Genomic DNA, 13,352 nt, shown 5'->3' on the forward strand with positions numbered 1-13,352 from the left:
CTACATCATCACAGGTTCCAGATCGGGGGGCGTGAGGATGAGGAACACGCCGATCCGCAACAGTACGTTGAGCCAGGTGTTGCGGAAGCACAGCCACAGGTAGCCGTAGAGCAGGCTCGCCGTGCCGTAGGTGAGCAGGGCCAGCCCCAGGTCGTAGACCGGGCCGTGCCCGGGGAGCTGGGCCACCGGGTCGTAGGGCTGGATGATCGCGTACATGAGGGCGAAGAGGATCGAGGTGGCCACGATCCCTCCCCACGGCCCCATGATGATCTCCAGCCTCGTCTGCACCATCCCGCGGAAGAAGATCTCCTCGCACACGGAGATCAGCGCGAACGCCAGCACGAACCCGAAGAGCGGGAACGAGGGCTCGGGCAGGCCGTTGACGGGGACCAGGATGTAGCCGACCAGCGCCAGCACGAGGACGACCGGGACCAGGCCCAGCCACCGCCAGGGCTGCTCGACCTTGAGGGCGATGGAGGGCATGGCGGTCCCGCGGCCGTCCAGGACCACCCCCGAACGGTCCATGACCAGCAACGGCAGCGTGAACAGGAACAGCAGCCGCGACACCAGGGACGACGACATCTCGAGGTCGGCCCCGATCTCCGCCCCGTACATGTGCAGGATGGTGCTGAGCACGAACAGGCACAGCACGAACCCCACCAGGAACAGGGCCAGCCAGCCGAGCTCGCGGTTGATGGGGTGGGTCTGCATGGCGGCGGCGATGCGCCGGTCCAGTTCCGCCCGCTCGCCGAACGCCCCGACCAGCCCCCAGGCCACCAGGCCCCCCAGGAGCATCGGCCCCCAGGAGATCAGGAACAGGACCGGGGTTCCGAAGATGTCGTGGCGCAGGCCGGGATCGACGGCCAGGGTCACCGCGATGACCAGGAGGGCCGCCGCCGTCCACCCGGCCAGCCCCCATCTTCGCACCATGGTCACAAGAGTCCCCCCTGCCTCAGAACACCCATTCTGCCCAGGAGGAAACCAAAAGCTACTTTACGACTACGGTATGTCGCCATCGAAGACCCCGGGGGCGGGCGGGCCCGCGGCCCGCCCGCCCCGGGGAACGGCGCTCCGGTCAGTGCCCGTTGTCCAGCACCGAACGGAGGAACTCCTTGGTGCGGTCCTCCCTGGGGTCGCCGAAGATCTCGTCCGGCGTCCCCTCCTCGGCGATCCGGCCCTTGTCGAACATGAGCACCCGGTGAGACACGTCCCGCGCGAACCCCATCTCGTGGGTCACGCACAGCATCGTGATGTCCGTGGTCTCGGCGACCGTGCGCAGCACGTCGAGCACCCCGGCCACCAGTTCCGGGTCCAGCGCCGAGGTCACCTCGTCCAGCAGCAGGATCTCCGGCCGCATCGCCAGCGCGCGGGCGATCGCCACCCGCTGCTGCTGGCCGCCGGAGAGCTGGGAGGGGTGGGCGTCGATCTTGTCCGACAGCCCCACCAGGTCCAGCAGCTCCTCGGCCCGGGCGTCCGCCTCCCCCCGGGACAGGCCCAGCACGTGGACCGGGGCCTCGGTGAGGTTCTTGCGGACCGTCATGTTCGGGAACAGGTTGAACTGCTGGAACACCATCCCGATCCGCTTGCGGCGCGGGCGCAGGTAAGCCTCGTTGGCCGGGACCAGCCGGCCCCCGCGGGACATGTGGCTGAACGGCTCGCCGTCCACCTCGATCAGGCCGTCGGTCACCTTCTCCAGGGTCATGAGCAGGCGCAGGATGGTCGTCTTCCCCGAGCCGCTCGGCCCGATCAGGGTGACCCTCTCGCCGGGGGAGACCGAGAAGTCCAGGTGGTCCAGCACGGTGAGGTCGCCGAAGCGCTTGACCACCTGGTCGAAGTTGATCAGCGCCGAAGTGTCAGACGGCGGCATAACGTCGCTCCAGTCGTCGGATGATGATCGCGGAGGGGATGCTGACCAGGAGGAACAGGAACCCGACCACGGTGTAGGCCTCCACGATGCGGAAGTCCGCGCTGCCGACCTGGCGCGCGGTGGCGAGCAGCTCGACCACGGTGATCGCCAGCAGCAGCGGGGTGTCCTTGAACATGGCGATGAGGTAGTTGCCCAGCGCCGGGATGACCTTGCGGATCGCCTGGGGCAGCACCACCGCGCCCCAGGTGCGCGAGGCGGGCAGGCTGAGCGCCCGGGCCGCCTCCCACTGGCCCTTGGCCACGCCCTCGATCCCGGAGCGGTACACCTCGGCGGTGTAGGCCGCGTAGTGCACGCCCAGCACCACGATGCCCACGGTCAGCGCCGACACCGTGGACGGCGCCAGCGCGAACACGAACACCAGCTGGACCAGCAGCGGGGTGGTGCGGACGAACTCCATGACGGCGTGCACGGCGGTCCCGACCACCGGCACCCGGCGGACCATCGCGATGGCCAGCCCCAGCACCAGGGCGATGAGGTAGCCGAGCAGGGTCGCCTGGACGGTGACCGCCAGTCCCCGCATGAGGTCGGGCAGGACCCGGAAGGTCCATTCGAAGTCCCAGAACATCTACTTCGCACCCCCCGACGTGGTGAGCGCGGGCGGCCGCAGCAGGCCCAGGATCCCCCGGCCCCCCGGTGGTACGCGCCCCAGCCGGTGGTTGGCCCGGCGCTCCAGCAGGCGCACGCCGAAGATGAGCACCTGGGCGATGAGGAAGTACAGGATCAGCGCGCCGCTGAAGGCGAGCACCGTCTCCCCGGTCGCCTGGCGCATCCGCTCGGCGATGGCGCTGATGTCGGCGACGCCGATGAGGTAGGACACGGCGGTGGCCTTCATCAGCTCGATGGACAGGTTGCCGAAGGTCGGCAGCATCTGCGCCCAGGCCTGCGGCAGGATCACCAGGCGCATGCGCTGGAACCAGGTCATGTCCAGGGCGACGGTCGCCTCGAACTGGGCCTTGGGCACGGCCTTGATCGCACCGCGCACGACCTCGGCCCCGTAGGCGCCGATGTTGAGGCCCACCGCGATGATCGCCGCGAACCGGCCGTCCAGCTGGTAGCCGGTCAGGACGGGCAGCGCGTACGCCATCCAGAACATCAGCACCAGCGCGGAGACCCCGCGGAAGACCTCGACGTAGGTCGTGGCCACGGCCCGCGGCAGCCACTCGGGGCGGGTGCCCAGGATGCCGAAGAACAGGGCCAGGACGAACGCCAGCGCGAGACCGCCGGCGGTCAGCTGGATGGTGACCCAGGCGCCGTCCAGGTAGATCGGCAACCGCTCGATGAGGAAATCCACGAGGGATCAGCCCTCACAGAGCTCGGCGGTGGTGGTGCCGTCGGGCAGGTCGGCCTCGGTGAAGCCCCACTCCTCGCCCAGCTCCAGCAGGCGGCCGCTCTCGGTGAACTCGGCGATGACCCGGTTCATCTCCTCCAGCAGCCCCTGCTCGGCGGGGCGCACGCACAGGCCGCCCCAGCCCTTCTCCTCGCGGCCGTCGATCTCCGGGAAGAAGGGCTCGGTGACCTCGAAGTCGCCGCCCCGGTCCTGGAGCAGGTAGTGGTGGGAGACGCTCAGCATGGAGACGGCGTCGACCCGGCCCGACTCCAGCAGCTCGTAGCCGGTGGTCTGGTCGGGGATCAGCTCCATCTGGCCCGCCGGGACGCCGAAGTGCTCCGCGTAGCCCTGCTCCACCGAGGCGTTGAGCACCGCGAGCCGCAGGTCGGAGTTGTCCACGAAGTCCGTGAAGTGGCTGATGTCGTGCGGGTTGCCGGACTCCACCATGAACGCCTCGGGCGAGGTGGCGGTGGGCTCGGTGAAGGCGACCTGTTCGCAGCGCTCCGGGGTGATGAACATGCCCGCGGCGATCACGTCGAACTGGCTGGCCTGGAGACCCGGGATGAGCCCGTCCCAGGCGACCGGGTTGGCCCGGATCTCGGGGACGCCCAGCTCCTCGAAGACCGCCTGGGCGACCGCCGGGGACTGGCCCGCCGGGTTGTTGTCGCCGTCCACGAAGCCGAACGGGATCTCGTTGGCCAGCCCGACGTTGACGAAGCCCTGCTCGCGCAGCCTGTCCAGGAGTCCGGTGTCGGCCTGTCCGCCGCCGCCGGCGCCCCCTCCTCCGCCGTTCTCGACGCGTGTGCACGCGGCGAGCCCGAGGGTGATCGCCCCCACGCCGGCCAGGCGGAACGCGTCCCGGCGCCCGGGGGCCCGTCGACTGTTCGCTGATACCTGCATCTTCACTCTCACTCCTCGCATCGCTCGCGCGGTCCGTCGCGCTCCGCGGGTGGTCCCGCTCGGCGCCGCGCCGTGGAGTCTCGGCCCCGCCGCTGGTCGGCGGCCGGTCCGGCTCCGGTACGGGGGTCTCCCTCCCCGAGGCCCTCCGGAGGTAACGACCCCCGGGTGGTCCGTTATGTACTGGTTATTCAATGGGCGGTACAACGACCGCGGATGCACCGGTATCTACCCCGTCGCAGTACATCCGTCACCCCGGGTGACGGAAAGCGGGAGCGGTCCCGGGCTGACCCGGGACCGCTCCCGCGGGGGCCTCTCCTCAGGGAGGGCCCGGTCAGTCCGTTTCCACGACCAGCGGGTAGACGCCGTTCTCATCGTGGACCTCGCGGCCGGTCACCGGCGGGTTGAACACGCACAGCACCCGGAAGTCGGTCTTGGGGCGGACGGTGTGCCGCTCGTGGCCGTTGAGGAGGTAGAGGGTGCCGGGGGTGATGATGTGCTTCTCCCCCGTCTCCTCGTTGGTCAACTCGGCCTCGCCCTCGATGCAGTGGACCAGCTCGACGTGGTTGGCGTACCAGAACGTCGACTCGGTACCGGCGTAGAGCACGGTCTCGTGGAAGGAGAAACCGACCTTCTCCTTGGCCAGGACGATGCGTCGACTGCGCCAGTTCTCCGTCTTGATGTCCGCCTCGGTGTCGGTGATCTCGTCCAGGCTGCGAACGATCACGGGATTCCTCCTCATCGGTGCGCTCGGGTGCGCACATGGCTGTCGTGTACGGCACGGGGCCGGCCGGCCACCCCCACGGGCGGCCGACCGGCCCCGAGCGGTGTCCGTGTGTCAGGCGGGCTGGGCGACCTTGACGGCGGCGCGCGCCGCGTCGGCCATGATGTCCAGGCCCGCCGTCAGCTCCTCCTCCGTCATGGTGAGCGGGGGCAGGAGCTTGGCGACCTCGTCCTCGGGACCGGAGGTCTCCAGCAGCAGGCCGCGCTCGAAGGACTCGGCGGCGACCCGCTTGGCCACGGAGGTGTCGGTGAACGCCAGCCCCCGGGCCAGGCCCCGGCCGCGCACGTGCGCGCCCAGGTCGACGTGCTCGGCGGCCATCTCGTCCAGGCGGGCGGCCACGAGGTCGCCCTTGGCCTTGGTCGCGGCGCTGAAGGCGTCGTCCGTCCAGAAGCGGCGCAGCGCCTCGGTGCCGGTGACCATGGCCGGGTTGAAGCCGCGGAAGGTGCCGTTGTGCTCCCCGGGCTCCCAGACGTCGAGCTCGCGCTTGAACAGCGTCAGGGCCATGGGGAGACCGTAACCGCTGATGGACTTCGACAGGGTGACGATGTCCGGAACGATGCCGGCCTCTTCGAAGCTGAAGAAGTCGCCGGTGCGCCCGCAGCCCATCTGGATGTCGTCGACGATCATGAGCATGTCGTGCTCGCGGCACAGCTCCGAGAGCTCGCGCAGCCACTGGGCGCCGGCCACGTTGATGCCGCCCTCGCCCTGGATGGTCTCGACGATCACCGCGGCGGGCTTGTCCAGGCCGCTGCCGCTGTCCTCCAGCAGGCTGCGCAGCCACAGGAAGTCCGGGGTGCGCCCGTCCATGTAGTTGTCGAACGGCATGGTGGCCACGTGGCCCAGCGGCACGCCCGCGCCGCCGCGCTTCATCGAGTTCCCGGTGACGGCCAGGGCCCCCAGGGTCATGCCGTGGAAGCCGTTGGTGAAGTTGACGATCGTCTCGCGGCCGGTGTACTTGCGGGCCAGTTTGAGCGCGGCCTCGACGGCGTTGTTGCCCGCCGGGCCGGGGAACTGGACCTTGTAGTCCAGGCCGCGCGGCCGGAGTACGACCTCCTCGAAGGTCGCGAGGAAGTCGCGTTTGGCGACGCTGTAGGCGTCCAGGCTGTGGACGATGCGGTCCTCGGTGAGGTAGCGGATGAGCGCGGTCTTCAGCTCCGGGTTGTTGTGCCCGTAGTTGAGCGATCCGGCTCCCGCGAAGAAGTCCAGGTAGGGACGGCCCGACTCGTCGTAGACGTGGCTTCCGACGGCCCGGTCGAAGACCGCCGGCCAGTTCCGGCAGTATCCGCGGACTTCGGATTCCAGGCGCTCGAAGGTCTCCATCGTGGGTTCCTCGGTTCCTTTCCCCAGGTTCGTGGGCTCATGGCGTGGCCGCTCGATGGGTTGGTCGACGCGGTGCGGATGGCCGGTCACACGTGTGCTTCGTCGGGGAGACCCAGGGGTCCGATGCGCACGAGGTCTTCGGGCTCGTGTGAGTCTCCATTCTCCTTCGGGAAGTGCTCCTCGGAGAAGAGTGCGGACCATGTGATCCGGGCCCGGCGGTCGCGCGCGAACGATGCGAAGAGCGCTCGCGACGCGGTGTTGTCCGGGGTGACGGTCGCCTCCAGGTGGTCGATGCCCCGTTCGACGATCCGGTCACCGATGAAGTCGAGCATGAGTCGGGCCAGTCGGCGGCCCCGGTGGGCCGGGTCCACGGCGACCTGCCAGAGGAAATAGGTGTCCGGGCTGTCAGGTCGCACGTAACCGGTGACGTAGGCGATGGGACGACCGGCCTCGTCGCGGGCGACGACGCTGGTCGCGGCGAAATCCCGGCACCAGAGGGCGTAGGCGTACGGGGAGTTGACGTCCATCCCCGCCTCCCGCGCCAGGGCCCACAGGTGCGGGCCGTCCTCGGGGCCGGGATGTGCCAGGCGCACGTCCCCACGGCCCGCGGCCCCGGCGCTCTGCGCGGAGCCGTGCGCTCCCTCGTCGGTTCGGTCGCGGGCTTGGAGATTCGTTCGTAGATGCGGCACGTCGATTGAAACTAGCGAACGAAAGTCAATGGGATGACGAGATGGTCCGCCGCGGATGTTTCATCGAAAGGCGACCGGGTAGGGCTTGTTTCTTTAGCCCGATTCCAAGGCCGTGACCAGGGCTTTCGCGGACCGCGCGGTGGAGCGCGCAAAGTCGGCGCACACGCCGCCCAGCAGGGGATTCGGTACCACCTCCGCGCGGCGGCCGCGTGTCGGCGCCGTGCCGGGGCGCCGCGGGCGGAAGAATGCGCGTGGTGGCCGTCAGGGTCAAACATAGAGCCTGGACGAGCAATATTAAGCGTGCGTTAAGTCACATCAATTCGGTGGAAACCTCGCGACATAACGTCTTCCCGACACAGGGGAGGCGACGCCCGGATGTCACGCCCCCGTAACGCGGATGTCACGGAGGCCGTCCCGGGGTCGGAGAAAGCCGCTCTGCGCAGGGGGTTCGCCCCGGCACCGGAACGGGGCCGCCGCGACCCGGCCGTGACCCGGCCCCGGCCGCCGCCGGGCCCCGTGCGCCCCGGAATCCGACCAAGGTCCCTGGAGAAACGGCGGAGTTCCAGGAAGACCCCCTGTAGTACGACCCGATGTAGTACTACACTTAGTCGCATCGCTTCGCCGCAGTTCCGGAGCGGCCGGACACCCTACGGCCGTCCCGGTGCTCCGACCTTCGGAGCCGCGGCACGGCGCGAGACTTCCGCCGACCCGGCCGTGGAGGACACGGCGCGGGCCACCGGCCACGGACCGACAGCCACGGATCGGAGGCGCCCGTGAACCGCCTGTACCACGAGAGCGAGGACTGGGTCACGCAGGGACGTTGCCGTGCGTACGACCCCGAGATCTTCTTCCCGGTGAGCTCCACCGGTATCGGCAGGGCCGATACCGAGCAGGCCCTCGCCGTCTGCCGCAGCTGTACTGTTCGCCCGGAATGCCTGCGGTGGGCGCTGCGATCCGGGGAGGCCCACGGAGTCTGGGGTGGGACCACCCCGGAGGAGCGGCGCTACATGCGCCGCGAGTTGGCCCCCGCGGTCTGAGACCGGCCCGGGAAGAAGGACCCGTCCCACGACGGGGAGGCCGCCGGATGCGCGGGGGATCGCATCCGGCGGCCCGTCGTGCCCTTGCGGGCGAATCGGACAGGATCTAGGTTTTCTCACGTGCGACCCGCCCATGGCACACTCCGTCTGCTGCGCACGGCCTCCCTGGCCGGTGCGTGCACGGGGCTCGCCTGGGTCGGACACAACCTGTGGGCCGCCGAGCCCGCGGGGGCGGCCGGGTTCGCCCTGGCGACCGCCTTCCTCACCCCCGTGCTGTGGCACTTCACCCGCATGATGCGCGGCTTCGGCGAGATCCTCGCCGTCATGTCCTGCGCCCAGGTCGTCCTGCACCTGATCCTCCAGGGGTCGGCCGACCCCGCCTTCGCGACCTTCGACACCGGCGCCGACCATTCCGGCCACGGGGTGCTCGCGCACGCCTTCGGCCTCGCCCCCGGCATGCTGCTGGCGCACCTGTGGGCGGCGCTGCTGGCATCGGCGCTGCTGGCGCGCGGGGAGGCGGCGCTGTGGTTCCTGGCCGCCCTGCTCTCGCGCGCGCTGCCCCCGGCGAGCGCCCGCGACCTCTCCCTTCCCCCGCTCCCGCGGCCGTCGCGCCCGCTCCGCGGCGGCGCCGGCCGCGCCCGCGCTCACGGCGCACCCGCCGCGCGGCCCGCCCGCCCCTCCCCCGCCGCACGAGTCCCGGGACCCCGCGTCCCCCGGACTCCGGGCGGCCTGGGAGACGAGACCGGCAGGCGCCGCCGTGCGGCCGCCCCGGTGCGGAACGAGCCCGAGAGAAGAAGAGAAGAATGACCCGCAACCACACCTCCCCCCTGCGGCGCGCCCTGGTCCCGGCCGCCGTTCTGGCCGCCGCCCTGGTCGCGGCGCCCGCGCCCGCGCTCGCCCACGACGTCCTGACCGGGTCGAACCCGGAGGACGGCGCGACCCTGGACACCGCTCCCGAGGAGGTCGTGCTCTCGTTCAACAACGCGCCCATGGAGGGCGGCTCCGGCAGCGCCGTGGTCGTCACCGGCCCGGACGGGGAGACCACCTACGAGGACGGCGACCTGGTGTTCGACGGGCTGGACGTGTCCGTGGGCCTGTCGCCGCTGGACGAGGCGGGCGAGTACACGATCGGGTACCGGGTGGTGTCCTCCGACGGCCACCCGATCCAGGGCAGCCTGACCTTCACTGCGACCGAGGAGGCCGTCACGGCCGCCGCCCCGGCGGAGGAGTCCGCGGAGCCGGCCGAGGACGCCGGCGCGTCCGCCGCGGAGGAGTCCCCCGCCGAGGTCGAGGCCTCCGAGGCCGCGGCCGAGGACGAGGGCGGGAGCTCCCTGCCGGTGGGCCTCATCGCCATCGTCGCGGTGGGAGTGATCGCGATCGCCGCCGTCGCGGTGGTCGCCCTGCGCCTGCGCAAGGGCTCCTCTACCCAGTAGGGGCCGGAACCGGAAGGGCCCGCACACCGATCGGTGTGCGGGCCCTTCCGGCGTTGCGGGATACGGGGCGGCGGCCGTCAGACGCGGCGGGCGAGCAGGATGCTGATGTTGTCCTTGCCGCCCGCCTCCATGGCGGCCTGCCACAGGGCGTGAACGGCGGCCTCGTCGCTGCCGGCCTCGGCGATCATCCGCTCCATCTCCTCCGGGAGCACCAGGTCGGAGAGGCCGTCGCTGCACATCAGCCAGGCGCTGGGGTCGGCGGCGTCGTCGCGGCCCACGTGCGGGACCATGCTGCCGCCCGAGCTCCCGCCCAGGGACTGGGTGATGAAGTTGGTGGTGACGGGGCGGCCGTCCTCGGAGGGGGGCAGCGCCGGGGAGTCGTCCTCGGAGAGCTGCACCAGGCGGCGCCCGTCCAGGCGGTAGGTGCGGGAGTCGCCGACGTTGAACCAGAAGTTGCCGTCGCTGTTGAGCAGCACGCCCGCGACGGTGGTCCCCATCCCGGCGAACTCGGTGTGCTGGAGCGCGTGGTCCTTGATCTCCTCGTCGATGTTGCTCAGCAGCTGGGCGATCTCGTCCGGGCCGCCGAGCCGCGGCCCCATCTCCGCCATGCGGTGCACGGCGTGCTCGGAGGCGATCTCACCGGCCGCCTGGCCGCCGATGCCGTCGGCGACCGCCAGGATGACGGGTTCGCTCACCGGCAGCACGCAGCGGACCGGAGAGGTCATGTTCGCACTGGCGACGGTCAGGGCCCCCATGACGATGGCGTCCTCGTTGGCGGGACGGATAGCGCCCCGGTGCGTGAGGGCCGTGACGATGACTTCCCCACCAGCGACACCCATACGCCCTTCCTCCCGTTTCGTCGGCCGTGGCCGCTGCCCGACTCGTGCGCCGGACCCTTGGTCGAATCCCGTTCAACGTCTGGATTCTGCAACCGTACCGAGCCACTGCCGGGGTAGGTCAAAATCCGGGTACATCATGACGGAAAACACCCGGATATGCAGTTCCAGCACGGGATTCGAGTGCCGAAAGCGCTGCCCGGAGTACGTGTTGCTCCGCATTGACAGTAGCGGCCGCGGCGGGTGTCCGGCAGGGCCCCCCGTACCCTGCTTCACGGGCGGCCGCGATCCTTCGGTTCGCGGTGTCCGACAGCGGCCGGGAGCCCTCCTCCGGTTGTCCCCGGCGGCGGAGTCTGGCACAATGACCTCGTTGGGTGTCTAAGACGCAGACACACACGACCACCACTGTGCATCCACATACGGTCACGCACGGTGGCGAACGGTATCCCTTCGAACAGGTCGTCTGGTGTGGTTCCCGTGCGTCTGCCCTTCTCCTTCCTTTCTCTTTCCCTTTCCCCCCTTCCCTGCGACGGGTGTCCCGCACCCGTCCCCCGGGCCGTCGGGCATCCACCGCCGGGCGCCCTCCTTCGGCGTGCCCGCCGACGGTGAGCCGACCGCCCTTTCGAACCATCCGCCCGTCCCGGGGGACTCCGACCCCGCTCCGGAGTCCCCCGGGCATCCCGACGGGCACCCGCCCTCGCCTAGGAGTTCAGCCTCGTGAAGATCGCGATGATCGCCGAACACGCCAATCCTCTCCCCGCCCACCGGGGCGAACCGGCCTGCCCCGCGAGCCTGCACCTGTGCGCCCTCACCCGACAGCTGGCCAAACGCGGCCACAAGGTCACCGTCTACGTCCGCCGCAGCGACCCGGACCAGCCCGAGGGGCGCACCCGGATGGCGCGCGGCGTCTCCGTGACCCACCTCGACGCGGGCCCGGCCAGGCCGCTGCACGAGCAGGAGCACGCCGAGCACACCGGCGCGTTCGGGACCGCCCTCGCCGCCGTCCTCGACGAGGACCGTCCCGACGTCCTGCACGCCATCGGCTGGACCAGCGGCCTGGCCGCCCTGCACGCCCAGGCGCACAGCGAGCGCGACCAGAGCTCGATCCCCCTGGTGCAGACCTTCCACTCGCTCAACGCCGGGGAGCAGCGCTCCGGCCTGGACAGCGACCCCCAGCGCGCCCGGATGGAGTCCATCCTGGCGTCCCGCGCCGACCGCGTGCTGGTCGGCTCCACCGACCAGCAGAACGAGCTGGCCCGCCTGGGCGTGCCCCGCCACCACGTGAGCGTCGTGCCGTTCGGCGTGGACACCGACCACTTCACCGTGGAGGGCGGCACCTCCTCCGAGCACTGGCGGTCCTCGCGCGGCGAGCGCCCCCGTCTGGTGGCGGTCACCTCCCCGGACCGCGCCGGCGGAGCCGAGCGCCTGGTGGACTCCCTGCTGCGGCTCCCCGAGGCCGAGCTGCTGCTGGTCTCCACCACCGCCCACACGAACGTCTCCCTGGACGAGGACGCCCGACGACTCGAACTCCGGGCCAAGGAGGCGGGCGTCGACGACCGCCTGCACCTGGTCGGCCCGGTGGAGCGCAAGGAGCTCCCGCGCCTGCTGCGCTCGGCGGACGTGTACGTGTCCGCCTCCTCCTACGACCCCTACGGAGGGGCCGTCCTGGAGGCCATGGCGTGCGGCCTGCCCGTGGTGGCCACCGCGACCGGGGCCGTCCCCGGCGCGGTCCTGCACCGCACCAGCGGCGTACTGATGCGGTTCGGCCACCCCGACGAGGTCGCCCGGGCCGTGCGCTCGGTGCTCGGCACCCCCACCATGAGCACCGCGTACGGCATCGCCGCGGTGGACCGAGCCCGTTCCCGGTTCACCTGGCAACGGATCGCGATCGAGACCGAGATCGCCTACGACCGCGCCCGGCCCCGTCCTGCCGAGCGCGACGAACTCGACGGGGAAGCGGACGGCCTCGTGCTGTCCGCCGCCGCGCACTGACCCTCGTGGCCCGTCTCGCTCCGTGTCCGCGTTACCGGCCCCCCGGTGTTCTCCCCGGGGGGCCGCAGCGGGTACACCTCGGACGGCGGTTCCCGCGCCCGGGAGCCGTGACCCCCGACCCGCCGACCACGGATCCATGACCTTCGAACACCAGGGCCTCCTCTTCCGCCGCGACCGGTGGTTCCGCGAGACGGTGACCGGGCTGCTCCGCGACGCCGGGGACGCCCGCACCGTCCTCGCCGTCTCCGACGAGCGCGCCGGCGCGCTGCTGTCCGCGCTGCCGGAGGACGCCCGCGCGCGCGTGCGCGCCGTGGACCGCGCCCGCCTGTACGCCTCCCCCGGGCGCGCCCTGGCGGCGCTGCACCGGCTCGCCTCGGCGCACCCGGAGGGCGTCCTCGTCATCGCCGAGCCCCCGGCCGTCCGCGGGGCCCTGGAGACCCGTGAGTGGCGGCGCTGGGAGTCGGTGCTGTGCACGGCCCTGGCCCCCGTTCGGATGCGCCTGGTGTGCGCGCACGACGAGCGCGCGCTGACGCCCCGCGACCGGGCCGCGGTGCTCGCCACCCACCCGGTGCTCATCGGCGCCGACGGGCCGTACCCGAACCCGTCGTACCAGGGGACGGCCGCGTTCGGCGCGCGGCCGCGCGCCCCGGAGCCGCTCCCGGTGCACGGGGCCGTCCACCGGCTGGAGATCGGCCCGTCGCTGCCGCGCCTGCGCCGGGAGCTGACCGCGCTGGGCGAGGCCGAGGGGATGGACGCCGACCAGGTGGAGCGCCTGGTGACGGCGGTCAACGAGCTGGCCGCGAACGTGCTGGAACACGGCGCGGGCAAGGGCGGCGTGCGGGTGTGGCGGACCGGGGACCGCTGGGTGTGCGACGTCTCCGACGAACGCGGCGGGCCGACCGACCCGCTGACCGGCTACCGGCCCTCGGACGGGCTGCGCCCCCGGGGCTACGGGCTGTGGATCACCCGGCAGATCTGCGACTTCCTGGAGATCACCGGCCGCGGCGAGGGGTCGTCGGTGCGCCTGCACTTCCTGGACGACCGGGTGGAGGACGTCCCGCTCGACGGGGCGTGGGGGGAGAAGGACCGCGAGGGCGTCCGCTGAGGGAG

Annotated in this window: 14 protein-coding genes; 5 read left to right on the forward strand and 9 right to left on the reverse strand. The window is 71.5% G+C overall.

The window, feature by feature from the left end; genetic code table 11:
• The 8 genes from KGD84_RS27815 to ectA all read right to left on the reverse strand — a co-directional run bounded on the left by KGD84_RS27815 (position 1) and on the right by ectA (position 6,848).
• On the reverse strand, positions 1–930 hold the full coding sequence (locus KGD84_RS27815) for a CPBP family intramembrane glutamic endopeptidase (protein ID WP_220563300.1): 930 nt from the start codon (positions 928–930) through the stop codon (positions 1–3).
• A 145-nt stretch (positions 931–1,075) separates the two neighbouring features.
• Positions 1,076–1,867: an ectoine/hydroxyectoine ABC transporter ATP-binding protein EhuA gene (ehuA, locus tag KGD84_RS27820; RefSeq protein WP_220563301.1), complete on the reverse strand. Its 792-nt coding sequence runs from the start codon at positions 1,865–1,867 to the stop codon at positions 1,076–1,078.
• The gene (gene ehuD, locus KGD84_RS27825; RefSeq protein WP_220563302.1) at positions 1,854–2,492 is read right to left on the reverse strand and encodes an ectoine/hydroxyectoine ABC transporter permease subunit EhuD; all 639 of its coding nucleotides are present in this window, start codon (positions 2,490–2,492) and stop codon (positions 1,854–1,856) included. The genes ehuA and ehuD overlap by 14 nt, the downstream gene beginning before the upstream one ends.
• Positions 2,493–3,218 (reverse strand): ectoine/hydroxyectoine ABC transporter permease subunit EhuC, encoded by a 726-nt coding sequence (ehuC, locus tag KGD84_RS27830; RefSeq protein ID WP_220563303.1) that lies wholly within the window; start codon positions 3,216–3,218, stop codon positions 2,493–2,495.
• Between the two features lie 6 nt (positions 3,219–3,224).
• Positions 3,225–4,091: an ectoine/hydroxyectoine ABC transporter substrate-binding protein EhuB gene (ehuB, locus tag KGD84_RS27835; protein WP_255647115.1), complete on the reverse strand. Its 867-nt coding sequence runs from the start codon at positions 4,089–4,091 to the stop codon at positions 3,225–3,227.
• Positions 4,092–4,485: 394 nt separating this feature from the next.
• Entirely contained in the window at positions 4,486–4,878 is a 393-nt protein-coding gene (locus KGD84_RS27840) for an ectoine synthase (RefSeq protein WP_220563305.1), read from the reverse strand.
• 111 nt (positions 4,879–4,989) lie between these two features.
• Positions 4,990–6,255 carry a diaminobutyrate--2-oxoglutarate transaminase gene (gene ectB / locus KGD84_RS27845; RefSeq protein WP_220563306.1) on the reverse strand — a complete coding sequence of 422 codons (1,266 nt, stop codon included), beginning with the start codon at positions 6,253–6,255 and terminating at the stop codon, positions 4,990–4,992.
• An 86-nt stretch (positions 6,256–6,341) separates the two neighbouring features.
• Positions 6,342–6,848, reverse strand: coding sequence for a diaminobutyrate acetyltransferase (gene ectA / locus KGD84_RS27850; RefSeq protein ID WP_260697163.1), 507 nt, complete (start codon positions 6,846–6,848; stop codon positions 6,342–6,344).
• An 869-nt stretch (positions 6,849–7,717) separates the two neighbouring features.
• Here ectA and KGD84_RS27855 point away from each other — a divergent pair.
• From KGD84_RS27855 to KGD84_RS27865, 3 genes are all read left to right on the forward strand, one after another.
• Positions 7,718–7,981 (forward strand): WhiB family transcriptional regulator, encoded by a 264-nt coding sequence (locus KGD84_RS27855; RefSeq protein WP_220563308.1) that lies wholly within the window; start codon positions 7,718–7,720, stop codon positions 7,979–7,981.
• A gap of 120 nt (positions 7,982–8,101) precedes the next feature.
• Positions 8,102–8,788 (forward strand): copper resistance protein, encoded by a 687-nt coding sequence (locus KGD84_RS27860; RefSeq protein WP_260697164.1) that lies wholly within the window; start codon positions 8,102–8,104, stop codon positions 8,786–8,788.
• Positions 8,785–9,414 (forward strand): copper resistance CopC family protein, encoded by a 630-nt coding sequence (locus tag KGD84_RS27865; protein WP_220563309.1) that lies wholly within the window; start codon positions 8,785–8,787, stop codon positions 9,412–9,414. Before KGD84_RS27860 ends, KGD84_RS27865 begins: the two co-directional genes overlap by 4 nt.
• A gap of 77 nt (positions 9,415–9,491) precedes the next feature.
• Here the strand turns inward: KGD84_RS27865 and KGD84_RS27870 are convergent, their stop codons facing one another.
• Entirely contained in the window at positions 9,492–10,253 is a 762-nt protein-coding gene (locus KGD84_RS27870) for a PP2C family protein-serine/threonine phosphatase (protein ID WP_220563310.1), read from the reverse strand.
• A 714-nt stretch (positions 10,254–10,967) separates the two neighbouring features.
• On the opposite strand from KGD84_RS27870, the gene KGD84_RS27875 reads away from it, so the two are divergent.
• Both KGD84_RS27875 and KGD84_RS27880 read left to right on the forward strand, forming a co-directional pair.
• Positions 10,968–12,242 carry a glycosyltransferase gene (locus KGD84_RS27875; RefSeq protein ID WP_220563311.1) on the forward strand — a complete coding sequence of 425 codons (1,275 nt, stop codon included), beginning with the start codon at positions 10,968–10,970 and terminating at the stop codon, positions 12,240–12,242.
• A 136-nt stretch (positions 12,243–12,378) separates the two neighbouring features.
• Positions 12,379–13,347, forward strand: a complete 969-nt coding sequence (locus tag KGD84_RS27880) for an anti-sigma factor RsbA family regulatory protein (RefSeq protein WP_220563312.1) — start codon at positions 12,379–12,381, stop codon at positions 13,345–13,347.
• The last annotated feature ends 5 nt before the right edge of the window (positions 13,348–13,352 follow it).

This window comes from Nocardiopsis changdeensis (assembly GCF_018316655.1).
Classification (GTDB): domain Bacteria; phylum Actinomycetota; class Actinomycetes; order Streptosporangiales; family Streptosporangiaceae; genus Nocardiopsis; species Nocardiopsis changdeensis.